Source organism: Streptomyces sp. PSU-S4-23, from assembly GCF_055632315.1.
In genome coordinates this window covers 1,928,974-1,951,896 of the sequence record NZ_JBVMUU010000002.1, presented here as the reverse complement: position 1 = coordinate 1,951,896, position 22,923 = coordinate 1,928,974, and the positions used below count along the sequence as shown (strand labels likewise).

Genomic DNA, 22,923 nt, shown 5'->3' with positions numbered 1-22,923 from the left:
GCCGCGGCCATGGTGGCGAAGAAGACCGCCGTACAGCAGTCGGCGTCCGGCAGACCCACGGGTGCGGCTGCCTCCGGCGGTGTGGCGGCCAAGGACGTGAACGGCAAGAAGAGCACCCGTTCGGCACCGGCGAAGAAGACGGCGGCCACGAAGAGGGCCGGCGCGGCCTCGGCCGCCGAGAAGGCGGCCCGTACGGAGTCTGCCGAGGCAGCCCCCCGGAAGAAGGCCACAGGGAAGAAGGCCACGGGGAAGAAGGCCACAGCGAAGACGGCCGCCGAGAAGGCGACGTCCGTGACGACCGCGGCCGAGCCCTCCTCGGCCAGGACCTCCGCAGGCAAGAGGTCCGCCGCCAGGAAGGCGGCGGCGTCCCAGGCGGCGCCCTCGAAGAGAGCGGCCGGGAAGGCGGTCCCCTCGAAGAAGGCGGCCGAGGAGAAAGGCGGTCCCGAGCGGCCGGCGGCGAGGAAGGCGGCGGCCGGCAGGAAGACGGCGGCGACCGGCACTGCTGCCGGGAAGGCGGCGGCGAAGAAGGCCGTCCCCCGCAAGGCGGCGTCCAAGAAGGCCGCCGCCGGGAAGGCGGCCCCTGCCAGGGCCGCCGGACGGAGCGGCGCCGCGAAGGGCGCCACCAAGAGCACCCCCACACAGAGTGCGGCCGAGAAGGGCACCGCCACGACGGCGGGCACGGTCGAGGCCGCGAAGCAGACGGGAGCCACGACCGTGGTTGCGAAGAAGACTCCTGGCACGGCCACAGCAGAGGACAACTCCACCGCGGTCCCCAAGGCGCGGATCGCCGCCGTGGAGCCGGGTGAACTGGCGGTGCGCCCCGGTGAGGAGCCGTGGACCCTCCAAGAGGTGGCCGAGGCGCGCGCGGAACTGCAGGCCGACGCGGTGCGGCTGCGCGGTGAGATCGACGCGTCGGAGCGGGCGCTGGCCGGCTTGATGCGGGACTCCGGGGACGGGGCCGGCGACGACCAGGCGGACACCGGCACCAAGAACATCACGCGCGAGCACGAGATGGCGCTCGCCGCCAACGCCCGGGAGATGCTCGAACAGACCGAGCGCGCCCTGGAACGCCTCGACGCCGGCACCTACGGCCTGTGCGAGAACTGCGGCAACCCCATCGGCAAGGCCCGTATGCAGGCGTTCCCGCGCGCCACGCTGTGCGTGGAGTGCAAGCAGAAACAGGAACGCCGTCAATGATCCCGTCCTGAACACATGGACCGGCGGGGTCGTGTCGTAGTCTCGTCCTCAGTCAGGAACCTAGGTTGAGGGACTCACGTGGCAGAGGCGGAGCGCATCATCGGTACGCCGGAAACCCCAGGAGCGGCGGGGGCCGGGCCGGAGGAGTCCGGCGGGCGGGCCCCGTCCGGCGAGCGAACCGCCCCGGACACCGACACCGCGCCCCCGGCCCGGGGCCGGCGGCGGATCGCGGTCCTGTTCGCGGTCGCCGCCTTCGCCTACGTCCTCGACCTGGGCAGCAAGCTGCTCGTGGTCGCCAGGCTGGAGCACCACGCGCCGATCCGGATCATCGGGGACTGGCTGCAACTGGAGGCCATCCGCAACGCGGGCGCCGCCTTCGGCTTCGGTGAGGCGTTCACCGTGATCTTCACCGTGATCGCGGCCGCCGTGATCGTGGTGATCGCCCGGCTGGCGCGCAAGCTGTACAGCCTGCCCTGGGCGATCGCGCTGGGCCTGCTGCTCGGCGGCGCCCTGGGCAACCTCACCGACCGGATCTTCCGCTCGCCGGGCGTCTTCGAGGGCGCGGTCGTCGACTTCATCGCGCCCAAGCACTTCGCCGTCTTCAACCTGGCGGACTCGGCGATCGTCTGCGGCGGCATCCTGATCGTGCTGCTGTCCTTCCGCGGCCTCGACCCGGACGGAACCGTCCACCGGGACTGAACCCCGGGACTCCGCTGCGGCGGTGTCCGGGGAGTCCGGCATACTCGACGGGTGAGCAGCCTTCCCGAGATCCGTACCCTGCCCGTGCCCGACGGCCTGGAGGGCGAGCGCGTCGACGCCGCCATCTCCCGCATGTTCGGCTTCTCCCGTACGAAGGCGGCGGAGCTGGCCGCGGCGGGCAAGGTGCTGGTCGACGGCACGGCGGTCGGCAAGTCCGAGCGGGTGCGCGGCGGCGCCTGGCTGGAGGTCGAGATGCCGCAGGCGCCCGCGCCGGTGCGGGTGGTCGCCGAGCCGGTCGAGGGCATGGAGATCGTGCACGACGACGAGGACGTGGTCGTGATCGTCAAGCCGGTCGGCGTGGCCGCGCACCCCTCGCCCGGCTGGTCGGGGCCCACCGTGATCGGCGGTCTCGCCGCCGCCGGCTACCGCATCTCGACCTCCGGTGCCGCCGAGCGCCAGGGCATCGTGCACCGCCTCGACGTGGGCACGTCGGGTCTCATGGTCGTCGCCAAGTCGGAGTACGCGTACACGTCGCTCAAGCGCCAGTTCAAGGAGCGCACGGTCGACAAGCGCTACCACACGCTCGTGCAGGGACACCCCGACCCGACCAGCGGCACCATCGACGCGCCCATCGGCCGCCACCCGAACCACGACTACAAGTGGGCGGTCACGGCCGACGGCAAGCCCTCCGTCACGCACTACGACCTGATCGAGGCGTTCCGCTCGGCCTCCCTGCTGGAGGTCAAGCTGGAGACCGGGCGCACCCACCAGATCCGCGTCCACATGGCCGCCCACCGCCACCCGTGCGTCGGTGACCTGACGTACGGCGCGGACCCCACGCTCGCCAAGCGGCTCGGCCTGACCCGCCAGTGGCTGCACGCCGTACGCCTGGGCTTCGAGCACCCCGCGGACGGGCAGTGGGTGGAGTTCGAGAGCGGCTACCCGGCCGACCTGCAGAAGGCGCTCGACACGGTGCGCGAGGAGAGCTGGGCATGAGCGCCGCGTACGTGGTGCGGGTCGCCGAGGACCTCGCCGACCGGGAGGCGTGCTTCGCCGTCCGCAAGGAGGTCTTCGTCGGCGAGCAGGGCGTCCCGGAGGACATCGAGTACGACGCGTACGACGCCGGCGCCGTGCACGTCCTGGCCGTGCGTGAGGACGGCGTGCCGCTCGGGACGGGCCGGCTGCTGTACGGCGAGGCGGCCGCCTCCAAGAACGGCGGCGACCCGGCCGTGGGCTCCCTGGGGCGGCTCGCCGTGACCCGTCAGGCGCGTGGGCTGGGTGTCGGGGCTGCACTGGTGGCGGCGATCGAGGACGCGGCACGCGCGCGCGGGCTGGCGGCGGTGGACCTGCATGCGCAGACGCACGCGCTCGGGTTCTACGAGCGGCTGGGCTACGAGACCTACGGACCGGAGTTCCCGGACGCCGGCATACCGCACCGGGCGATGCGCCGCCCCCTGTAGGCCGGCGCGCCGCGCGGCCGGCATCCGCGGTGGGTGCCGGGCGGGCGGTCATCCGCCTTTGTACGATCGGACCGTGGCGCGCAACGTGGTGATCAGCGGCGGTGGTACGGGAATCGGGCTGGCGGCCGCACGGGCCTTCGCCGCGGACGGTGACCGCGTGATGCTCCTCGGGCGGCGGGCGGAGGTCCTGGCGAAGGCCGGGGTGCCGGGGGCACTGACCTGCGCGGCGGATCTGAGCGACCCTCACGCGGTGCGCGGGGCCGCCCGCTTCGTGGCGGAGGAGTTCGGGACCGTGGACGTCCTCGTCAACAGCGCGGGCGGCGCCGGGAATCTGGAGCCGGCCGCCGCCGCCGACGACCCGCTCGAAGCCGTCGCGCACACCTGGACCGTCAACTTCCGGCTGAACGTGCTCACCGCGGCCCTGCTCACGGAGGCGCTGCGGGAACGGCTCGCCTCGCCCGGCGGGCGCGTGCTGTTCATCAGTTCCATCGCCGCCTACCGTGGGTCCGGCAGCGGCGCCTACGCCGCCGCCAAGGCCGCGCTCCACCCGTACGCGTTCGATCTCGCCCGGCAGTTGGGACCGCGGGGGGTCACGGTGAACGTGGTCGCGCCGGGCTACGTGGAGAACACCGAGTTCTTCGGCGACGCGATGGACCCGGCGCGACGTGAGCGGCTCGTCGCGGAGACGTCGACCGGCCGGGCCGGTACGCCCGGTGACATCGCCCAGACCCTGCACTGGCTGGCGTCTCCCGGTGCCCGTCACATCACCGCGCAGGTGATCCAGGTCAACGGCGGGGCGGAGCGGGGGCACTGACGGACGCGGCTCAGCCCCGGCCGGTCCGCGGCGGCTCGTGCGTCCGGTACGCCGCTCCGTCGTGGCGTGTGCGGCCGTCCACGCCGGGCGGCCGGACCGCGTCGGCCGTGTTGACCCGCGGCAGCGCGTACGGGTGCTCCTCGGTCAGCCAGCGGATCATCCGCTCGCGGACCGTGACGCGCACCGTCCAGATGTCGTCCGCGTCCTTCGCGGTCACCAGTGCCCGCACCTCCATGGTGGTGGGCGTCGAGTCGGTGACCTGGAGGCCGCAGGCGCGGCCGTCCCACGCGGGGCACGCGCGCAGGATGTCGCGGAGCCTGTCGCGCATGGCCTCCACGGGCGCGGAGTGGTCGACGTGGAAGTAGACGATGCCCGTCATCTGGGCGCCGCCGCGGGACCAGTTCTCGAACGGCTTCGAGGTGAAGTACGACACCGGCACGGTGATCCGGCGCTCGTCCCAGGTGCGCACCGTGAGGAACGTCAGCGTGATCTCGTCGACGGTGCCCCACTCGCCGTCCACGACGACCGTGTCGCCCAGCCGGACCATGTCGCCGAACGCGATCTGCAGACCGGCGAAGAGATTGGACAGCGTGGACTGCGCGGCCACACCGGCGACGATGCCGAGGATGCCGGCGGAGGCCAGCAGCGAGGCGCCGGCCGCCCGCATCGCCGGGAACGTCAGCAGCATGGCGGCGACCGCCACCACGCCGACGACCGCCGCCACCACCCGCATGATCAGCGTCACCTGGGTGCGCACGCGCCGGACGCGGGCCGGATCGTGGTGGGCGCGGGCGTAACGGGTGTACGTCGTCTCGACGACCGCGGCCGCGATACGGACCACCAGCCAGGCGGCGGCACCGATCAGCACCAGCGTCAGGGCCCGTCCCATCCCGGTCCGGTGCGCCTGGAGGAGCTCCGCCTGGTCGTAGGAGCCTCTCAGCAGGGCCGCGCACAGCAGGAACTGGTAAGGGATGCGGCCGCGCCGGAGCAGGCCCCACAGGGGTGTCTCGGGGTGCGTGCCGTTCGCCTTGCGCAGCAGAAGGTCCGTGGCCCATCCCATGAGCAGGGTGAGCGCGACCGAGCCACCGACGACGATCACCGGGCGCAGTACGTTCTCCATGCCCTGGAACGTAACCAGCCGGCGGCATGATGAACGCACGGCCCGGATCCGCCCCGGAACCCGCTGCGCCGTCCGTCCGGCGTTGTCGGCGGCGGCTGGCACCATGGCCTCATGGACATCATGCTCTTCCACTCGACGTACGGTCTGCGGCCCGCTGTCCGGGCCGCCGCCGACCGGCTCCGCGCCGCCGGACATGAGGTGTGGACCCCCGACCTGTTCGACGGGCGCACTTTCGGGACGGTCGAGGAGGGCATGGCCTTCAAGGACGGGACGGGCAAGGACGAGCTGCTCAGACGGGCCGTCCTGGCCGCCGCGCCCTACTCGGAGCGAGGGCTGGTGTACGCGGGGTTCTCGCTCGGCGCGGCCATCGCGCAGACCCTGGCGCTCGGTGACAAGAAGGCCCGCGGACTCCTGCTGCTGCACGGCACGTCGGACATCGCGGCGAACGCCTCGGCGGACGGGCTGCCGGTGCAGCTGCACGTGGCCGAGCCGGATCCTCCCCCACTGCCTCAAGGGCGTGGGAGGTGCCCCCAGAGCCGGACGACTGGCTGAGCGCCTGGTATCTGCAGATGGGCCGGGCGGGCGCGGAGGTGGAGATCCACCGGTACGCGGGCGCCGGCCACCTCTACACCGACCCCGGCCTGCCGGACTACGACGAGGAGGCGGCCGAGGCCACCTGGCGGGTGGCGCTCGGCTTCCTCGGCACTCTGTAGCCGGCGGCTACACCGGGTTGTACGTCCGCTCCACCTTCTGCGTGCCGCTGCGCGTGCGGTACGAACGGGCCCAGGCGGAGGTCGCGTTCGGGTCCGTGCGGTCGGACAGCACGTAGTAGTCCATCTGCGCGCGGTCGGCGGTGATGTCCAGGACGCCGTAGCCGTGGCGGTCGGTGTCCACCCAGTGGACGTGCCGGTTGGCGGCGCGGATGAGCGGCGAGGCCAGCGCAGAGACCGTGCCCTCGGGGACCTTGACGATGTCGTCGAGGTTGTCCGAGGTCACCGAGGTGACCACGAACTCGGTGGCGGCCGACGCGGAGAGCGGGTACGTCCCGGCGTCCACCGGCACGTCGTTGGCCCAGGCCATGTGGATGTCCCCGGTGAGGAAGACGGTGTTGCGGATGGCGTTCGAGCGCAGATGGGCCAGCAGTTCCCGGCGGTCGTCGGTGTAGCCGTCCCACTGGTCGGTGTTGACGGCGAGGCCGCCCTGCGGCAGGCCCAGCAGCTCGGCCAGCGGCCCCAGCAGATCGTCGGTGAGCGAGCCGATGACGAAGGGCGAGATCATCACCGAGTTGCCGACCAGCCTCCAGGAGGTGTCGGACGCCTTCAGGCCCGCCTTCAGCCAGTCGAGTTGGGCGCGGCCGGTGATCGTGCGGTTCGGGTCGTCGACCGACCCGCTGCCCAGGGACGCCTGCTGCGAGCGGAAGGAGCGCAGGTCCAGCAGGGAGAGATCGGCGAGCTTGCCGAAGCGCAGCCGGCGGTAGGTGGTGCCCTCGATCGCCGGGCGGACCGGCATCCACTCGAAGTACGCCTGCCGTGCCGCGGCCTGGCGCGCGGACCAGCTTCCCTCCGCGCCCTCGGTGTGGTTCTGGGCGCCGCCCGACCAGGTGTCGTTGGCGAACTCGTGGTCGTCCCAGATCGCGACGACCGGCGCCTTCGCGTGCAGGGCCTGCAGGTCGGGGTCCGTCTTGTACCGTCCGTGCCGGGTGCGGTAGTCGGCCAGTGTGAGGATCTCGTGGGCCGGTGCGTGCGGTCGTACGACGGTGCCGCGCGTCCCGTAGTCGCCGGTCCCGTACTCGTAGATGTAGTCGCCGAGGTGCAGCCAGGCGTCCAGATCGCCGCGGGCCGCGAGATGGCGGTACGACGCGAAGTAGCCCGCCTCCCAGTTGGCACAGGAGACGACGCCGAACCGCAGGCCGGTGACGGCCGCGTCGGCGGCCGGGGCCGTGCGGGTGCGGGCGACCGGGGAGTCGGTGCCGCCGGCGGAGAAGCGGAACCAGTAGTCGGTGGCCGGCTCCAGGCCCCGTATGTCCGCCTTGACGGTGTGGTCGGAGGCGGCGGTCGCGGTGAGGGACCCGGTGGCGACGACGTCCGTCAGGGCCCTGTCCCTGGCGACGGTCCACCTCACCTCGGTGTCCGGCCCGGCCCCGGAGCCGGGTACGGCCTCGGCGGTGGGTGTCACCCGCGTCCACAGCAGGACGCCGTCGGGCAGGGGGTCTCCGGAGGCGACGCCGTGCAGGAAGGCGGGGGTGTCGGTGGCGGCGCGGGCCGGGAGGGCGGCCGCGAGCGGGGCGCCGAGGACCGCGGTGGCGGCGGCGGCCTTGACGACCGTGCGACGGCGCGGGAAGAGGGTGTCCGCGCTCTCGGATGATCTGTATCGACTGGTCACGGCCGACCAGATTACTGACGCGTACACGCTAAGAGCGGGCGAACGCGGAAAGTTCGCCCGCTCTTCGGCCGCGGGTCGCCCGGTATTCCCGGCCGCCGCCGGGTCAGGCCTTGAGCGCCTTGTCGATCGCCGTGCCGAACTCGGGCACCGTCATCGGCGCGTTCTGGCCGTCGGACCCGGTGATCGTCTTGCCGTCCATCTTCAGGGTCGGCGTGCCCTGCACCCCGCTCTTGTTGAACTGGGCGGACATCTCCAGCGCCCACTTGTCGTAGGTGCCGTCCTGCACGGCCTTACGGAACGCCGCGTTGCCCTTCAGGGCCGGCACGGTGTCCGCGACCTTGATCAGGTAGCTGTCGTCCTTGAACTTGTCATCGGTCTCCTCGGGGTGCCACTTCGCCGAGTAGAGCGCCGACTTGTACTCCAGGAACGCCTCGGGGCTGACGTTCAGCGCGGCGCCCATCGCGCTCAGCGCGTTCTTCGAGCCCTCGCCCTGCGTGTTGCTGTCGATGAACGACGCGCCGACGTACTGCAGCTTGAACTTGCCGCTGTCGACGTCCTTCTTGATGGTCGCGCCGAGGGACTGCTCGAACTGGGCGCAGATCGGGCAGCGCGGGTCCTCGTACATGACCAGGGTCTTCTCGGCGCTGCTCTTGCCGATGACGACGGTGGTGCCGTTCGCGCCGGTCGTGTTGGCCGGCTTGACGAGCTTGTCGTCCTTCGCGGCCTCCCAGTAACCGGGCTTGTTGTTCTGCACGACGAAGTAGCCGATGCCGCCGGCGGCGGCGAGGACGGCCACGATCGCGCCGACGACGACCAGCTGCCGCTTGACCTTGTCGCGCTTGGCCTGCCGCTCGCGCTCCAGGCGCAGCCGCTCACGGGCCGCCGTCTTCGCCGCCTGGCTGTTCCGCTTGCTCATTGGGTGATCTCCCTGGGGATGCGCGTACGCGCGGTACGCGGGATGTACGTGGGGGTTTCCGGTGCTCGGGTGCTTCAGGCGAAGGCGGCCGAGCGCGGCGGCCCCCGCCGCCCCAGGGAGTGCACGAACAGACGGGTACGGGTCGTGGTGACGTGCCGTACCGGACGCGGCGCCCGGCGGACCGGGGCGAGCCGCACCGTCACCGCCGCGACCGCGATCAGCAGCGGCCGGAAGGTGGTCACGACCACGGCGCCCAGCAACTGGGCCAGCGCCCGCTCGCCCCGGCGCAGCCAGGCCGCCGCGAGGAGGCCCACGCCCACATGCGCGGCGAGCAGCAGCCAGGCGGTCGCCGGGTCGGCATGGGCGAGGAGCGCCGCTACCCGGTCGGTGCCGGGGCCGGTGACCCGGCTGAGCGGGGTGCCGACGCTGCCGCCGCTGCACAGGACGTCCAGGCCGACCGAGCGCAGCGGGCCGGTGACCGGGCCGCCCGCCTGTCCGTAGCAGGCGTGCTGGCCCGTGGTGAACACGGTGTCCGCCGTCAGCTCCAGCGGAACCAGCAGGGCGGCGATCTTCCCGTAGCCGCGCTCGCGGCCCGCCAGCGCGTAGGCGACGACGAAGACGGTGGCGGCGATCGCCGCCACCGTGCCCATCGGGAGGGGGACCTCGGACAGCAGCACGTGCGAGGCGGTGCTGAGCGTCACGGCCATCGCCGTGAACAGCGCCGCCCGTACGGCTCTGAGCTGGGTCCCGGATATGTTCATAGCAGGGGAGAGTGTCCCACGCGCTCCCGTAAGGGCCCCTTAAAGGGGGCCATGCGTTACGGGAGCGTTGTGGGGGAGCGGCCGGGGCGGCTCACAGACCGGGGATCCGGCCGTTGCGGAACAGGTCCAGGAAGATCTGGTGGTCGCCGCGCGCGCGTGCCCCGTACCCGTGCGCGAAGTCCACCAGCAGGTCCTCGAAGCCGGACTCGTCGGCCGCGATCGCCGCGTCGATGGCCCGCTCCGTGGAGAAGGGCACCAGGGACTCGCCGGACTGGTCGTCGGCCGCCCCGTGCATCGTGGCCGTGGCCCGGCCCAGGTCGGCGACGACCGCCGCGATCTCCTCCGGGTCGTCGATGTCGCCCCAGTCCAGGTCCACCGCGTACGGCGACACCTCGGCCACCAGCTGGCCCGCGCCGTCCAGTTCCGTCCAGCCGAGCCACGGGTCGGCGTGTGCCTGCAGGGCGCGCTGGGAGATCACCGTGCGGTGGCCCTCGTGCCGGAAGTAGTCGCGGATCGCCGGGTCCGTGATGTGCCGGGAGACGGCCGGGGTCTGAGCCTGCTTGATGTAGATCACCACGTCGTTCTCCAGGGCGTCGCTGTGGCCCTCGAGAAGGATGTTGTACGACGGCAGGCCCGCCGAGCCGATGCCGATGCCGCGGCGGCCGACCACATCCTTGACCCGGTAGGAGTCCGGGCGGGCCAGGGAGGACTCGGGCAGCGTCTCCAGGTAGCCGTCGAAGGCGGCGAGGACCTTGTAGCGGGTGGCCGCGTCCAGCTCGATGGCGCCGCCGCCCGGCGCGAAGCGGCGCTCGAAGTCGCGGATCTCCGTCATCGAGTCCAGCAGCCCGAAGCGGGTCAGCGAGCGGGCGTCGCGCAGCGCGTCCAGCAGCGGGCCCTGGGCGGTGTCCAGGGTGAAGGGCGGCACCTCGTCGCTCTTGGCGCCGGTCGCCAGGGCGTGCACCCGCTCCCGGTAGGCCGCCGCGTAGACCCTGACCAGCTCGGTGATCTGCTCGTCGCTCAGCGCCTTCGCGTACCCGATCAGCGCCATGGAGGCGGCGAAGCGCTTCAGGTCCCAGGTGAAGGGGCCGACGTACGCCTCGTCGAAGTCGTTCACGTTGAAGATCAGACGGCCCGTGGAGTCCATGTAGGTGCCGAAGTTCTCGGCGTGCAGGTCGCCGTGGATCCACACGCGGGACGTGCGGTCGTCCAGATACGGACCGCCCCGCTTCTCGGTGTCGAGGTCGTGGTAGAAGAGGCACGCCGTGCCCCGGTAGAACGCGAAGGCGGAGGCCGCCATCTTGCGGAACTTCACGCGGAACGCGGCCGGGTCGGCGGCGAGCAGCTCGCCGAAGGCGGTGTCGAAGACGGCGAGGATCTCCTCGCCGCGTTGCTCGGCGCTGAGCTGCGGAACCGACATCGCTGGGTGCCTCCAGGTGCAGGTGGTGCGTGGTGTGTGGGGACGGAGCGCCCGTTCCCTTCCAACGGACGACGGTACGCGGGAGTGCCCTCTCTCCCCGCTCGCGGACACGGATGCCGGGACCCGTGTCCGTCGCGCGAGGGCACGGGTGCGCGGTCCGTGTCCCCCGGACGAAGGTACGCGTGGAAGCCGCTCCTGCGTCACCCGACCGCCACCCCCGTCGGGGCGTTCGCGCCACAGTATGCGCCTGCGGTGTCAGTGCCGGGGCATAGACTTCGACGCTGTCCCCCAGACTGTCCGCAGCCTGCCGGGCCCCCGTCGACGTCCGTCCGCCCGCGTGTCACCCGACCGCCCATCTGGAGGCCGAAACCGTGTCGAAGCCGCCGTTCACGCACCTGCACGTCCACACCCAGTACTCCCTGCTGGACGGTGCCGCGCGGCTGAAGGACATGTTCAACGCGTGCAACGAGATGGGCATGACGCACATCGCCATGTCCGACCACGGCAACCTCCACGGGGCCTACGACTTCTTCCACTCGGCGAAGAAGGCCGGGATCACTCCGATCATCGGCATCGAGGCGTACGTCGCCCCGGAGTCGCGGCGCAACAAGCGCAAGATCACGTGGGGCCAGCCGCACCAGAAGCGGGACGACGTCTCCGGTTCCGGCGGCTACACCCACAAGACGATCTGGGCGGCGGACAGGACGGGCCTGCACAACCTCTTCCGGCTCTCCTCGGACGCGTACGCCGAGGGCTGGCTGCAGAAGTGGCCGCGCATGGACAAGGAGACCATCGCCCAGTGGTCCGAGGGGCTGATCGCCTCCACCGGCTGCCCCTCCGGCGAGGTGCAGACCCGGCTGCGGCTCGGCCAGTTCGACGAGGCCCTCAAGGCGGCCGCCGACTACCAGGACATCTTCGGCAGGGACCGCTACTTCCTGGAGCTGATGGACCACGGCATCGACATCGAGCACCGGGTCCGCGACGGTCTGCTGGAGATCGGCCGGAAACTCGGCATCCCTACGCTGGTCACGAACGACTCCCACTACACGTACGCGCACGAGGCGGGCGCCCACGACGCCCTGCTGTGCATCCAGACGGGCAAGAACCTCTCCGACCCGGACCGCTTCAAGTTCGACGGCACCGGCTACTACCTGAAGTCCACGGAGGAGATGTACGCCATCGACTCCTCGGACGCCTGGCAGGAGGGCTGCCGCAACACCCTCCTGGTGGCGGAGCAGATCGACACCACGGGCATGTTCGAGAAGCGCGACCTCATGCCGAAGTTCGACATCCCCGAGGGCTACACCGAGGTCACCTGGTTCCAGGAGGAGGTCCGCCGCGGCATGGAGCGCCGCTACCCGGGCGGCGTCCCCGAGGACCGCCAGAAGCAGGCCGAGTACGAGATGGACGTCATCATCCAGATGGGGTTCCCGGGCTACTTCCTCGTGGTCGCCGACTTCATCATGTGGGCCAAGAAGAACGGCATCGCCGTCGGCCCCGGACGGGGTTCCGCCGCCGGCTCGATCGTCGCCTACGCGCTCGGCATCACCGACCTCGACCCGATCCCGCACGGCCTGATCTTCGAGCGGTTCCTCAACCCCGAGCGCATCTCGATGCCCGACGTCGACATCGACTTCGACGAGCGCCGGCGCGTCGAGGTGATCAGGTACGTGACCGAGAAGTACGGCGCCGACAAGGTCGCCATGATCGGCACCTACGGCACCATCAAGGCCAAGAACGCGATCAAGGACTCCGCGCGCGTGCTGGGCTACCCGTACGCGATGGGCGACCGCATCACCAAGGCCATGCCCGCCGACGTCCTCGGCAAGGGCATCCCGCTGTCCGGCATCACCGACCCGAGCCACCCCCGCTACTCGGAGGCGGGCGAGGTCCGCGGGATGTACGAGAACGAGCCGGACGTGAAGAAGGTCATCGACACCGCGCGCGGCGTGGAGGGCCTGGTCCGGCAGATGGGCGTGCACGCCGCCGGTGTGATCATGTCCAGCGAGACCATCACCGAGCACGTGCCCGTCTGGGTCCGCCACACCGACGGCGTGACCATCACCCAGTGGGACTACCCGAGCTGCGAGTCGCTCGGCCTGCTGAAGATGGACTTCCTCGGCCTGCGCAACCTGACGATCATGGACGACGCCGTCAAGATGGTGAAGTCCAACAAGGGCACCGACATCGACCTGCTGGGGCTCCCGCTGGACGACCCCACGACCTTCGAACTGCTCCAGCGCGGCGACACGCTCGGCGTCTTCCAGTTCGACGGCGGCCCCATGCGCTCGCTGCTGCGGCTGATGAAGCCGGACAACTTCGAGGACATCTCCGCCGTGTCGGCCCTGTACCGCCCGGGCCCCATGGGCATGAACTCCCACACCAACTACGCGCTGCGCAAGAACGGGCAGCAGGAGATCACCCCCATCCACCCGGAGCTGGAGGAGCCGCTCAAGGAGGTCCTGGACGTCACCTACGGCCTGATCGTCTACCAGGAGCAGGTGCAGAAGGCCGCCCAGATCATCGCCGGTTACTCGCTCGGCGAGGCCGACATCCTCCGCCGTGTGATGGGCAAGAAGAAGCCCGAGGAACTGGCGAAGAACTTCACCATCTTCCAGGAGGGCGCCCGCAAGAACGGCTACAGCGACGAGGCCATCCAGGCCCTGTGGGACGTGCTGGTCCCGTTCGCCGGCTACGCCTTCAACAAGGCCCACTCCGCCGCGTACGGCCTGGTCTCGTACTGGACCGCCTACCTGAAGGCGAACCACCCCGCCGAGTACATGGCCGGGCTGCTGACCTCCGTCAAGGACGACAAGGACAAGTCGGCCGTCTACCTCAACGAGTGCCGCCGCATGGGCATCAGGGTGCTCCCGCCCAACGTCAACGAGTCGGAGTCGAACTTCGCCGCGCAGGGCGACGACGTGATCCTCTTCGGCCTCTCCGCCGTCCGCAACGTCGGCACCAACGTCGTCGAGTCGATCATCAAGACCCGCAAGTCCAAGGGGAAGTACGCCTCCTTCCCGGACTACCTCGACAAGGTCGAGGCGGTGGTCTGCAACAAGCGCACCACCGAATCCCTGATCAAGGCGGGCGCCTTCGACTCGATGGGGCACACCCGCAAGGGCCTCACCGCGCAGTACGAACCGATGATCGACAACGTGGTCGCGGTCAAGCGCAAGGAGGCCGAGGGGCAGTTCGACCTCTTCGGCGGCGCGGAGGAGGACAACGCCGAGCCGGGCTTCGGTCTCGACGTCACCTTCACCGACGAGGAGTGGGACAAGACCTATCTGCTCGCCCAGGAGCGGGAGATGCTCGGTCTGTACGTCTCCGACCACCCGCTCTTCGGCCTGGAGCACGTGCTGTCCGACAAGGCCGACGCGGGCATCGCCCAGCTCACCGGGGGCGAGCACGCGGACGGCGCGGTCGTCACCATCGGCGGCATCATCTCGGGCCTGCAGCGCAAGATGACCAAGCAGGGCAACGCCTGGGCCATCGCCACGGTCGAGGACCTCGCCGGCTCGATCGAGTGCATGTTCTTCCCGGCCACCTACCAGCTGGTGTCCACCCAACTCGTCGAGGACGCCGTGGTGTTCGTCAAGGGCCGTCTCGACAAGCGCGAGGACGTGCCACGGCTGGTCGCGATGGAGCTGACGGTCCCCGACCTGTCGACCGCGGGTGCCAACGCGCCCGTGGTGCTCACCATCCCGGCGGTGAAGGTGACCCCGCCGATGGTGAGCCGGCTCGGCGAGATCCTCAGCCAGCACAAGGGCGACAGCGAGGTGCGCATCAAGCTCCAGGGACCGCGCAAGACGACCGTGCTGCGACTGGACCGGCACCGGGTGAAGCCGGACCCGGCGCTCTACGGCGACTTGAAGGTGCTGCTCGGTCCGTCCTGCCTGGCAGGCTGATCACCGGTGTGACACATATGCGAGGGGCGCACCCGGTCACGGGTGCGCCCCTCGAAGTCCGCCGGGGGCCTCAGTTGTGGCCGAAGCGCTTCTGCTGCTTACGGGCGGCAGCCGCGGGGCTGCCCTGGGCGTGAGCGGCCGGAGCCGGCTGCGCCTCCGCCACGGACACCTGGGCCTGCTCCTGGGCGTGCGCGGCGTGGGGGGCCTGCGTGGCCTGCGAGGAGCGGTTCTGCGGGCCGGCCTGCTTGCGGTTCTTGTTCTTGGCCATGGTGATCTGCCTCCTGTGGGGGATCTAGGGGCCAGGGCCGGATCCAGATTCACACAGGCCGACCACAGCTGCATGTCGAACAATTACCGTCCGTGACAAGGCTCGTCGGGAGGCCGTGCCCCGATACGCCACGCCGAAGATCGAGTTCGGGCCGTTAACCTCCCCGTGGTCGGGCAGACTCGAAAGAAGCCCGAAGCAAACCTCCCGGAAAGAGGGTGGATCGCGTGGACCGCTGCATCGTCCTGGTGGATGCCGGGTATCTGCTGGGGGCCGCCGCCAGCCTGCTCGCAGGAGAGCCCTCCAGGGCCCGGATCACCGTCGATCACGCCGCCCTCATCCAGGGGCTGCGGGAGCGCGCCGAGTCCGACACGGAGCGGCCGCTGCTGCGCATCTACTGGTTCGACGGCGCCCCCGACCGCGTACCGCAGCCGGAACACCGCAGGCTGCGCGTGATGCCGCGGGTGACCGTGCGCCTGGGCGCCCTGACCCGCAGCGACGGGCGGTGGGCGCAGAAGGGCGTGGACGCCGCGATGCACGCCGAGCTGACCGAGCTGGCCCGCAACCGCGCCTGCTCGGACGTCGTGCTCGTCACCGGGGACGGGGATCTGCTGCCGGGCATGATGGCCGCGAAGGAGCACGGGGTCGCCGTGCACCTGTGGGCCGTGCAGGCCGCGGACGGCGACTACAACCAGTCCGAGGACCTGGTCGCCGAGGCCGACGAGCGGCGGGTGCTCGACCGGGAGTGGATCACCCGGGCCGTCCGGGCCAAGGACCTGGGCGGGGTCTGCGCGTCCCCGCCGGCCCCTCGGCCGGAGATCGCGGCGATCCTGTCGGCGCCACTGCCCGAGTCCGCGCTCGCGGCGGCGGACCGGGCCGCCGCCCGGCCGGAGCACGTCTCGGCGGCCACCGCGCACAACGGCGGCCAGGAACGGCTGCCGGCCTCCAAGGGCGTACCGACGCCGAAGGACCTGGCGGCGCTGCGGGCGCCCGGGACCCAGGCCGTGCAGCAGCCCGCCGGGGCGACGCTGAGGTGGTCGTCCGACAAGGGCTGGGTGGACCGCCCGGTCGCCGCCGAGTCGCCGGAGGCCGCCTCGCTGCCGACGCTGGCGCAACTGACCACCGCCGAACAGCGCTGGGCCGACCGTGAGGAGGACATCACCACGGTCGGCGGCGATCCGTACGAGGTGGGGCAGGTGTTCGCGCGGCGCTGGATCGGGCGGCTCGCCGACCAGTCGCATCTGCAGAAGCTGTCGGGCATGTATCCGCGGGTGCCGCACCGCATCGACGGGGAACTGCTGCGGTACGCGGCGCGTTTCGGGCTGCTCGCGCACAAGGACGACCAGATCGACGAGCACGACCGGTACGCGATCCGGGCGGGATTCTGGCGTGAGATCGACCAGCGGACGGCCACGGAGCACGCCTCCCCCGCGGAGTAGGCCGGGGAGCGGGAGGCAGAGGCACGCGGGAGGCCGGGAGAGGCGGCCGCGTTCCGGCGCGCGCGGCGGCGCCGGGCGGCGGATTCGCCCGCACGGGCCGACCCGAGCGTGGCTTTCGGCGTGGCACCACGTACTCTCGTCCCTTGTGAACACGCGCACCGCACCGGCAGATCCGCAGGGCAGCGATGTCGTATGCGCCGTGCGCGGGCTGACCAAGACCTACCCGGCGGTGCGGGGCAGGCGCGGCGCGCCCGGGACGCCCGAGGTGCGGGCCACCGACGACGTGCGCCTGGACATCCGGCGCGGGGAGATCTTCGGGCTGCTCGGGCCGAACGGCGCCGGGAAGTCCACCTTCGTCCGGCAGCTGACGGGGCTGATGCGGCCCGACCGCGGCAGCGTCGAGATCCTCGGCCACGACATCGTGCGCCATCCCGAGCGGGCCGCCCGCATCCTCGCCTACCTCGGCCAGGAGACCACCGCGCTCGACGAGCTGACCGTCTCGCTCGCCGCCGAGACGACCGGGCGGCTGCGCGGGCTCGGCCTGCGGCAGGCGCGCCGGGAGCGGGACGCCGTCCTCGACGAACTCGGGCTCGCGCCGATCGCCTCGCGGCCGCTCAAGAAGCTCTCCGGCGGTCAGCGCCGGCTCGCCTGCTTCGCCACGGCCCTGGTGGGGGAGCGGCCGCTGCTCGTGCTCGACGAGCCGACCACCGGGATGGACCCCGTGGCCCGGCGGGCCGTGTGGGCCGCGGTGGACCGGCGGCGGGCCGAGCGCGGGACGACCGTCCTGCTGGTCACCCACAACGTCATCGAGGCGGAGACCGTCCTCGACCGGGTCGCGGTCCTCGACCGGGGCCGCGTCATCGCCTGTGACACCCCGGCCGGACTCAAGGAGCGGGTCGCGGGCGAGGTGCGCGTAGAACTCGTGTGGCGCGAGCGGGCGCCGCTGGAGGTGCCCGAGGTGGCGGCCCTGCGCGCCCGCGCCGCCGAGTCAGGGCGCCGCTGGTCGCTGCGGATGGCGCCCGAGGAGGCGCGCACGGCCGTCGCCACCGTGACCGGGGGCGCCGCCTTCGCCGCCCTCGACGACTTCACCCTGGCCACGCCGAGCCTGGAGGACGTCTATCTGGAACTCGGCGGCAGTGCGCAGGGGCTGGTGAAGGCATGAGCGCGCGGGCCGGGGTGCCCGTAGGGTGCGCAGGGGGCGCCGCGTCCGAAGGGGGCGCGGTGGCGGCAGGAGCGAAGAGGAGCAGCGCGACGTGAGTGTCGTACCCGCCGAGGTTCTGCGCGGCGCCGGGGCGGAGGGCGGCGCCGGAGGCACCGCCGCGCTGGGCCCCAGGGCGCGGCTGTGGCCGTCGCTGGCCGCAGTGTACCGGGCACAGCTGTCCCGGGCCCGGGTCTCGCGGATCCCGCTGCTGTTCGTGGCGACGTTCCAGTCGATCGGGATCATGATCATGATGCGCGGGGTCGTGGACGGCGGCGGCGACGCCCGGTCCGTGGTCTCCGGGGCCTCGGTGCTGGTGGTCGCCTATGTCGGCCTGAACCTGCTCGCCCAGTACTTCGGCCAGCTGCGGGGCAGCGGCGGACTCGACCACTACGCCACCCTCCCGGTGCCGGCGGCCGCGGTGGTGCTGGGGGCGGCGGGGGCCTACGCGTCCTTCACCGTGCCCGGCACCGTGGTGACCGCCGTCTTCGGGTGTGTGATCTTCGGGCTGCCCCTCTCCCACCTCTGGGTGCTGGCCGCGGTGATCCCGCTCTCCGGGGCCGCGCTGTCCGGGCTCGGCGCCGCGCTCGGGCTGCTTGCGCCGCGACCCGAACTGGCGACGCTGCTGGGACAGCTGGGCATGTCGGCCGCGCTGCTGCTGGGGGTGCTGCCGGCCCACCGGATGCCGGAGGCCGTGCAGGTCGTACGGGACCTACTGCCGTCGACGTACGGCGTCGAGGCGTTTGCGCGGACCTTCGGAGGGCATCCGGACTGGGCACTGGTCCTCGGTGACCTCGCCGTCTGCGCCGTCGTCGGGGTGGCCTCGCTGACCCTGGCGACCTGGGCCTACCGCCGGGCCGCCGTGCGATGACGCGGCCGATGGACACGACTGGCAGGATGTGAAGGTGACCGCTCCGTTGACTCCGCCTCCGCCGCCGCACGAACCCTCCCCGCGCTCCGCGCACCCCGCCTGGGAATCCGTGCCCGCCCCGTCGGCGATGGGACCCGCCCCGCACGGTGCCACCGCCGTGTACGGGGCGGACGGGCCCGGCATGAAGACCGAGGTGCGCGAGGCGGCCGTGATCACGGTGGGCGTGGCCCTCGCCGGGGTGCTGCTCGGCGTGCTGTGGTCGCGGCTGGCCCCCCATGTGCCGCTGGTGGGCGACCTGGTCGACAAGAACTGGGTCGTGTATCTGAAGGACACCGAGGGGGAGCAGGCCATCGGGGTGGACGGAACGTTCACCCTGCTCGCGCTCGGGTTCGGTGTGCTCAGTGCGCTGGTCGTCTTCCTGGTGCGCAAGCGGGGCGGGGTGCCGCTGGTGATGGCGCTCGCCCTGGGCGGGGTGCTCGGGTCCCTGCTCGCGTGGCGTGTGGGCGTGTGGCTGGGCCCCACACAGGATGTGATCGCGCACGCGCAGGCCGTGGGCAAGGGGGTGACCTTCCCCGCGCCGCTGAAGCTCGGGGCGAAGGGGGCGCTGCTCGCGTGGTCGGTGGCCGCGCTGGTGATGCACCTCGGGCTGACGGCGCTGTTCGGGCCCCGGGACCCGGACCCCTACGCGACCCCCTACGGCGGGCCGGCGGCGCCACCGGCGTAGGACCGGCCGCACGGGGACCTGCCGCACGGGGACCGGCTGCTTGGGTACCCGCGCAGGCCCGTCCGCGCGTGCCCCCGGAGACCTCCTTGGGCGCCGGACGGCCGATGCGAGGCTGCCCGGCGCCGAGGTGAGGGGCGTGGTTACGCCGGACGGTGGCCGTGGTTCGCGTGGCCCTTCTTCATGCGCCATTTGCGCTTGCGTGTCCTCTTCGACATATTTCCGTACTAGCCGAGGACGGGCCGTTCGTCGAGTGCTCAGGCGCGGGCGGTCGTCGCAGTGCTCAGGCGCGGGCGGTCGGGGCAGTGCTCAGGCCCGGGCGATCGGGGCCAGCGTCGCGTCCGTCAGCTTCGCCAGGTCCTCGGGGGCCACTTCCACCTCCAGGCCCCGGCGGCCCGCCGAGACGCAGATCGTGCCGTGCGACGACGCCGACGCGTCCAGGACCGTACGCAGCTTCCTGCGCTGGCCGAGCGGGGAGATACCGCCGCGCACGTATCCCGTGGTGCGTTCGGCGAGCGCCGGGTCCGCCATCGCCGCCCGCTTCCCGCCCACCGCCGTCGCCAGCGCCTTCAGGTCCAGCGAGCCCGCCACCGGGACCACCCCGACCACCAGAGCGCCGTCCACGTCCGCCACCAGGGTCTTGAAGACCCGTTCCGGGGACACCCCCATCGCCTCCGCCGCCTCCTCGCCGTAGGAGGGGTGCGACGGATCGTGGTCGTAGGAGTGGACCGTGAACTCCACCCCGGCCGCCGTCAGCGCCACCGTCGCCGGCGTACCGCCCGGCTGCTGCTTCTTCGATTTCTTCGCCATCCGGCCGTTCCCCACCCGTCGCGCTTCAGTTCAGGCTCGTCGGAGCCCGCGTCAGGTCCGACGCGGGCAACGACGGCAGACTACGGATGATCGCCGTCTCCGAGCGAAGCAGTTTCAGCTCGTCACGCAGGCGGGAGGCGGTGTCCGGGGCCTGCAGCAGCCGCTGCTTCGTCGGCGTGTCCAGCATGACCGCGGCCGCGACCAGGTACGACACCACGGCCGGTTCGTCCGGCAGCTCCGCGCCCGTCGACAGGGACCTCTCCCGCGCGCCCGCCAGCCGCTTCTGGTACTGGCGGAACGCCCGCAGCACCCCCTCGGCGAGCGCGCCGGCCTCGTCGCCCTGCTGCTCCGGCAGCTCCTCCAGCTCGGCCGTCAGATACGCGCCCGACGCGTCCACGGACAGCAGCCGGACGCGTGTCGTGCCCGTCGCCAGGACCTCGAACGAGCCGTCGGCCCGCTCCCGGATCGTCGCCGCGTCCGCGACGCACCCCACCGTGTGGAACGCCTTGGCCGGGTCGGGTCCGAAGCCCGCCGCGGGGCCGCGCGCGGGCAGGGCCGTCGGGTCCGGCATCCCCGGCGCGCTCGGCGCCACCTCGTGACCGTCGCGGATCGCCACGACGGCGAAGCGGCGCGATTCGTCCTCGGGGATCTTCAGCAGGTCGCGCATCAGGGCGCGGTAGCGCTCCTCGAAGACGTTCAGCGGGAGCACGAGCCCCGGGAACAGCACCGAGTTCAGCGGGAAGAGCGGGAGCCGGACGGTGGTCACGACGGGAAAGCCTAATGGGAGCGGGAGCGCACGCGTCCGGCCCGCCCCCCGCGGGGGAGAAGAAGCCGCACGGAAGGCGGTGGTCCGGGGCGACAGCGCGTTCCGCCGCACGCCGCCCCGCACGGCCGGGAACGCGCCGAGCGGATCGTCCGGGATCCGGTCCCAGGGGAACGACGTGGCATACGGTCCGGCCGTCCACAGCCGTCCACAGCCATCCACGGTCATCCCCAGTCGCGGCAACGCGCCCTGCCGGCGCTCCAGTTCGACCAGGACGCACGTGAGGAGGCCGCGGACCTCCGCGTCAGCCGCGCCGCAGCAGTCTCGTCGCCCCCGCCGCGACCGTGGTCGCCAGGATCCACCCCAGCAGGATCACCACCGCCGACAGCCACTGCCAGCCCCCGCTCAGCTGCCACTGGCCGGCCTGGCCGAGATCGATGACCGGCAGCAGCAGGTCCAGGGCGAGCAACGAGGGGTTCCACGGCGGATGCGCGTCCTTGTTGACCGGCGGATGGCTCGCGTGCGAGAACGCGATCGACGCCGCCGCCCACAGCACCGCCATCCACACCGCCGCACGGCCGGGCCGGTACCCGTAGGCGACGGTCCAGTCCTGCGCGTAACCCCACAGCTTGGCCGCGAGCGGCAGTGTCTCCCGGCGCCGTCGCTGTTTGGCGAGCAGCACCTCGCGCGCGTCCTCGTCCTCCCCGGAGTTGCGCAGCACGGCCGCGAGGCGCTCGTACGGCTCCGGGTTGTACTCGGCGGTCGCCGCCGCGACCCACTCCAGACGCCGGGCGAGCGGGAAGGCGTCCTGGGGGACGAGGTTCTCGTAGCCGAAGCCCCCCATGTGCAGGTCGCCGAGGCCCGGCCAGCTCGCCCACCGGTCGACCAGGTTCACGACGCGCGCGCCCGAAAGGGTCACCTTGCCGCGCTCGGGCCGCTCGCACAGGAAACGCAGCTCGGGGGTCTGGACCCGGCGCAGGGACAGTTCGTGGTCCTCGTCGAGCACGAACCGGGCCTGCTCCAGGTCGACCGCGTCCCCGAACCGCCCGTCGTCCAGCCGGATTCCGCCCCGGCACTCGAACCGCTGCACCCGCGTGCCACGCGCGGGCGTGGTGCCGCTGGTCAGCAGCGGATTGCCGAGGCCCGCCGGCGTCAGGTACAGCGTCCGCTCGACCGTCATCTGCGGCGCGTTGAGCGCCAGCCGGGTGTAGGGGTTGTTCAGCCGGGCCCCGCGAAGGCTCAGTGAGACCCCGACCTTGGCGCCGCGCAGGCTCAGTTCGCCGTGCGACTCCAGCATCTCGGCCTGCAGGTCCTGGCCGACCGTCATCCCGTCCGCGGTGATCGAACGGCCGCGCCGGTCCCGGTAGACGACGGCCTGGTTGAGCAGCAGGTCGGTGCCGATGTGGGCGTCGGTGAGCCGTACCCCGTTGTGGAAGCGGCAGCGCGGGAGATGCAGATCGCCCTCGGTGTGCACACGCGCCGCCTCCAGCCGCGGCACGGAGCAATTCACCAGCCGTATGGTCGTGAAGCGGGCCTCCGGCAGCAGGATCTCCCGCTCGAACCGGCAGCCCTTCAGCTCCACGTACGGCACGATCGTGCCGCCGGCCAGATCCAGCGCGCCGGTGATCTGCACACCGGCCAGCTTCAGCGACGAGACCCGCCCCGCCAGCGCGGGCGGCCCGTCCAGCAGGAGCCACGCCACGATCCGCGCCCGCACGCTGCGCTCGGGACCCCAGGGGTGGCCGCCGTGCGGATCGTCCACGGCGGTGTCCCCGCTGCGCAGGTCGTACGGGCTGCCGTTGCGGAACGCCTGCCACATCCCGGCCTCGGCGGCGGTCAGCTCCTCCGGCAGGTCTCCGGCACGGAAGCCGGCACCCTCGGTCACGGCTCTTCCTTCCTCCCCGGCTACTCGCGGGTTCGTACGACCGTCATGCCCGCTGGGTGACGGCCCGAACGCTACCGGTGAAGGCGATCTTCCGGGTCCGGTATCAGCCACCGGATCCGGCCACCGCGGGCCCGCACCCACGCGCGCCACCCACCGGGCGCCCGCAGCCCGCCGCCGCGCGTCCTCCACGGTTAGCGAAGCGCCCGCCCGGCCGCCGCGCGCCCCCGACGGTTTGCGAGGCGCCCGCCCGGCCGCCGCGCGGGGAACGGCCCCGGCCGCCGCGCGGGGACGGCCCCA

General features: G+C 72.1%; 20 protein-coding genes and 1 pseudogene. 11 read left to right on the top strand and 10 right to left on the bottom strand.

Features of this window, described 5'->3' with window-relative positions; genetic code table 11:
- Positions 1-9: 9 nt before the first annotated feature.
- The 5 genes from ACZ79I_RS09710 (at position 10) to ACZ79I_RS09690 (ending at position 4,170) form a co-directional block, all read left to right on the top strand.
- Positions 10-1,197: a TraR/DksA family transcriptional regulator gene (locus ACZ79I_RS09710; RefSeq protein WP_471496067.1), complete on the top strand. Its 1,188-nt coding sequence runs from the start codon at positions 10-12 to the stop codon at positions 1,195-1,197.
- Between the two features lie 78 nt (positions 1,198-1,275).
- Complete coding sequence (lspA, locus tag ACZ79I_RS09705) at positions 1,276-1,896, top strand: signal peptidase II (protein WP_471496065.1); 621 nt, start codon at positions 1,276-1,278, stop codon at positions 1,894-1,896.
- 51 nt (positions 1,897-1,947) lie between these two features.
- Positions 1,948-2,892, top strand: a complete 945-nt coding sequence (locus ACZ79I_RS09700) for an RluA family pseudouridine synthase (protein WP_471496063.1) — start codon at positions 1,948-1,950, stop codon at positions 2,890-2,892.
- Entirely contained in the window at positions 2,889-3,356 is a 468-nt protein-coding gene (locus ACZ79I_RS09695; protein ID WP_471496061.1) for a GNAT family N-acetyltransferase, read from the top strand. The genes ACZ79I_RS09700 and ACZ79I_RS09695 overlap by 4 nt, the downstream gene beginning before the upstream one ends.
- A gap of 73 nt (positions 3,357-3,429) precedes the next feature.
- Complete coding sequence (locus ACZ79I_RS09690) at positions 3,430-4,170, top strand: SDR family NAD(P)-dependent oxidoreductase (protein WP_471496059.1); 741 nt, start codon at positions 3,430-3,432, stop codon at positions 4,168-4,170.
- 10 nt (positions 4,171-4,180) lie between these two features.
- Here ACZ79I_RS09690 and ACZ79I_RS09685 read toward each other — a convergent pair whose 3' ends face one another.
- Positions 4,181-5,290 carry a mechanosensitive ion channel family protein gene (locus ACZ79I_RS09685; protein ID WP_471496057.1) on the bottom strand — a complete coding sequence of 370 codons (1,110 nt, stop codon included), beginning with the start codon at positions 5,288-5,290 and terminating at the stop codon, positions 4,181-4,183.
- A gap of 111 nt (positions 5,291-5,401) precedes the next feature.
- Here ACZ79I_RS09685 and ACZ79I_RS09680 point away from each other — a divergent pair.
- Positions 5,402-6,003, top strand: a pseudogene (locus ACZ79I_RS09680) (dienelactone hydrolase family protein).
- Between the two features lie 7 nt (positions 6,004-6,010).
- Here ACZ79I_RS09680 and ACZ79I_RS09675 read toward each other — a convergent pair.
- The 4 genes from ACZ79I_RS09675 to ACZ79I_RS09660 all read right to left on the bottom strand — a co-directional run bounded on the left by ACZ79I_RS09675 (position 6,011) and on the right by ACZ79I_RS09660 (position 10,766).
- Entirely contained in the window at positions 6,011-7,672 is a 1,662-nt protein-coding gene (locus ACZ79I_RS09675) for an alkaline phosphatase D family protein (protein ID WP_471496055.1), read from the bottom strand.
- A 103-nt stretch (positions 7,673-7,775) separates the two neighbouring features.
- Entirely contained in the window at positions 7,776-8,588 is an 813-nt protein-coding gene (locus ACZ79I_RS09670; RefSeq protein ID WP_471496053.1) for a thioredoxin domain-containing protein, read from the bottom strand.
- Positions 8,589-8,662: 74 nt separating this feature from the next.
- Positions 8,663-9,349 (bottom strand): hypothetical protein, encoded by a 687-nt coding sequence (locus ACZ79I_RS09665; RefSeq protein ID WP_471496051.1) that lies wholly within the window; start codon positions 9,347-9,349, stop codon positions 8,663-8,665.
- A gap of 91 nt (positions 9,350-9,440) precedes the next feature.
- Positions 9,441-10,766 carry a DUF2252 domain-containing protein gene (locus tag ACZ79I_RS09660; RefSeq protein ID WP_471496049.1) on the bottom strand — a complete coding sequence of 442 codons (1,326 nt, stop codon included), beginning with the start codon at positions 10,764-10,766 and terminating at the stop codon, positions 9,441-9,443.
- Positions 10,767-11,137: 371 nt separating this feature from the next.
- On the opposite strand from ACZ79I_RS09660, the gene dnaE reads away from it, so the two are divergent.
- A complete protein-coding gene (gene dnaE / locus ACZ79I_RS09655) occupies positions 11,138-14,674 on the top strand; it encodes a DNA polymerase III subunit alpha (RefSeq protein WP_471496047.1) in 3,537 nt (1,178 codons plus the stop codon).
- Positions 14,675-14,744: 70 nt separating this feature from the next.
- Here dnaE and ACZ79I_RS09650 read toward each other — a convergent pair whose 3' ends face one another.
- Positions 14,745-14,942, bottom strand: coding sequence for a hypothetical protein (locus ACZ79I_RS09650; protein WP_381086585.1), 198 nt, complete (start codon positions 14,940-14,942; stop codon positions 14,745-14,747).
- 224 nt (positions 14,943-15,166) lie between these two features.
- Here ACZ79I_RS09650 and ACZ79I_RS09645 point away from each other — a divergent pair, with 224 nt between their 5' ends.
- The 4 genes from ACZ79I_RS09645 (at position 15,167) to ACZ79I_RS09630 (ending at position 19,171) form a co-directional block, all read left to right on the top strand.
- Positions 15,167-16,378 (top strand): NYN domain-containing protein, encoded by a 1,212-nt coding sequence (locus ACZ79I_RS09645; protein WP_471496045.1) that lies wholly within the window; start codon positions 15,167-15,169, stop codon positions 16,376-16,378.
- A 145-nt stretch (positions 16,379-16,523) separates the two neighbouring features.
- Complete coding sequence (locus tag ACZ79I_RS09640; RefSeq protein ID WP_471496043.1) at positions 16,524-17,540, top strand: ABC transporter ATP-binding protein; 1,017 nt, start codon at positions 16,524-16,526, stop codon at positions 17,538-17,540.
- Positions 17,541-17,631: 91 nt separating this feature from the next.
- Entirely contained in the window at positions 17,632-18,447 is an 816-nt protein-coding gene (locus ACZ79I_RS09635) for an ABC transporter permease (protein ID WP_471496041.1), read from the top strand.
- A gap of 34 nt (positions 18,448-18,481) precedes the next feature.
- Positions 18,482-19,171, top strand: a complete 690-nt coding sequence (locus ACZ79I_RS09630; RefSeq protein ID WP_471496039.1) for an AAA family ATPase — start codon at positions 18,482-18,484, stop codon at positions 19,169-19,171.
- A 140-nt stretch (positions 19,172-19,311) separates the two neighbouring features.
- Here the strand turns inward: ACZ79I_RS09630 and ACZ79I_RS09625 are convergent, their stop codons facing one another.
- The 4 genes from ACZ79I_RS09625 to ACZ79I_RS09610 all read right to left on the bottom strand — a co-directional run bounded on the left by ACZ79I_RS09625 (position 19,312) and on the right by ACZ79I_RS09610 (position 22,626).
- Positions 19,312-19,386, bottom strand: coding sequence for a hypothetical protein (locus tag ACZ79I_RS09625; RefSeq protein WP_465269763.1), 75 nt, complete (start codon positions 19,384-19,386; stop codon positions 19,312-19,314).
- Between the two features lie 91 nt (positions 19,387-19,477).
- On the bottom strand, positions 19,478-19,978 hold the full coding sequence (ybaK, locus tag ACZ79I_RS09620) for a Cys-tRNA(Pro) deacylase (protein ID WP_471496037.1): 501 nt from the start codon (positions 19,976-19,978) through the stop codon (positions 19,478-19,480).
- Between the two features lie 25 nt (positions 19,979-20,003).
- Positions 20,004-20,744, bottom strand: a complete 741-nt coding sequence (locus ACZ79I_RS09615) for an LON peptidase substrate-binding domain-containing protein (RefSeq protein WP_471496035.1) — start codon at positions 20,742-20,744, stop codon at positions 20,004-20,006.
- A gap of 301 nt (positions 20,745-21,045) precedes the next feature.
- Positions 21,046-22,626, bottom strand: a complete 1,581-nt coding sequence (locus tag ACZ79I_RS09610; RefSeq protein ID WP_471496033.1) for an oxidoreductase — start codon at positions 22,624-22,626, stop codon at positions 21,046-21,048.
- Between the last annotated feature and the right edge of the window lie 297 nt (positions 22,627-22,923).

What these genes read in the sequence shown, in the direction of transcription:
- ACZ79I_RS09710 (WP_471496067.1), top strand. Translation starts at nt 10, where the DNA reads ATGGTGGCGAAGAAGACCGCCGTACAGCAGTCGGCGTCCGGCAGACCC.
- ACZ79I_RS09695 (WP_471496061.1), top strand. Translation starts at nt 2,889, where the DNA reads ATGAGCGCCGCGTACGTGGTGCGGGTCGCCGAGGACCTCGCCGACCGG.
- ACZ79I_RS09685 (WP_471496057.1), bottom strand. Translation starts at nt 5,290, where the DNA reads ATGGAGAACGTACTGCGCCCGGTGATCGTCGTCGGTGGCTCGGTCGCG.
- ACZ79I_RS09670 (WP_471496053.1), bottom strand. Translation starts at nt 8,588, where the DNA reads ATGAGCAAGCGGAACAGCCAGGCGGCGAAGACGGCGGCCCGTGAGCGG.
- ACZ79I_RS09665 (WP_471496051.1), bottom strand. Translation starts at nt 9,349, where the DNA reads ATGAACATATCCGGGACCCAGCTCAGAGCCGTACGGGCGGCGCTGTTC.
- ACZ79I_RS09660 (WP_471496049.1), bottom strand. Translation starts at nt 10,766, where the DNA reads ATGTCGGTTCCGCAGCTCAGCGCCGAGCAACGCGGCGAGGAGATCCTC.
- ACZ79I_RS09650 (WP_381086585.1), bottom strand. Translation starts at nt 14,942, where the DNA reads ATGGCCAAGAACAAGAACCGCAAGCAGGCCGGCCCGCAGAACCGCTCC.
- ybaK (WP_471496037.1), bottom strand. Translation starts at nt 19,978, where the DNA reads ATGGCGAAGAAATCGAAGAAGCAGCAGCCGGGCGGTACGCCGGCGACG.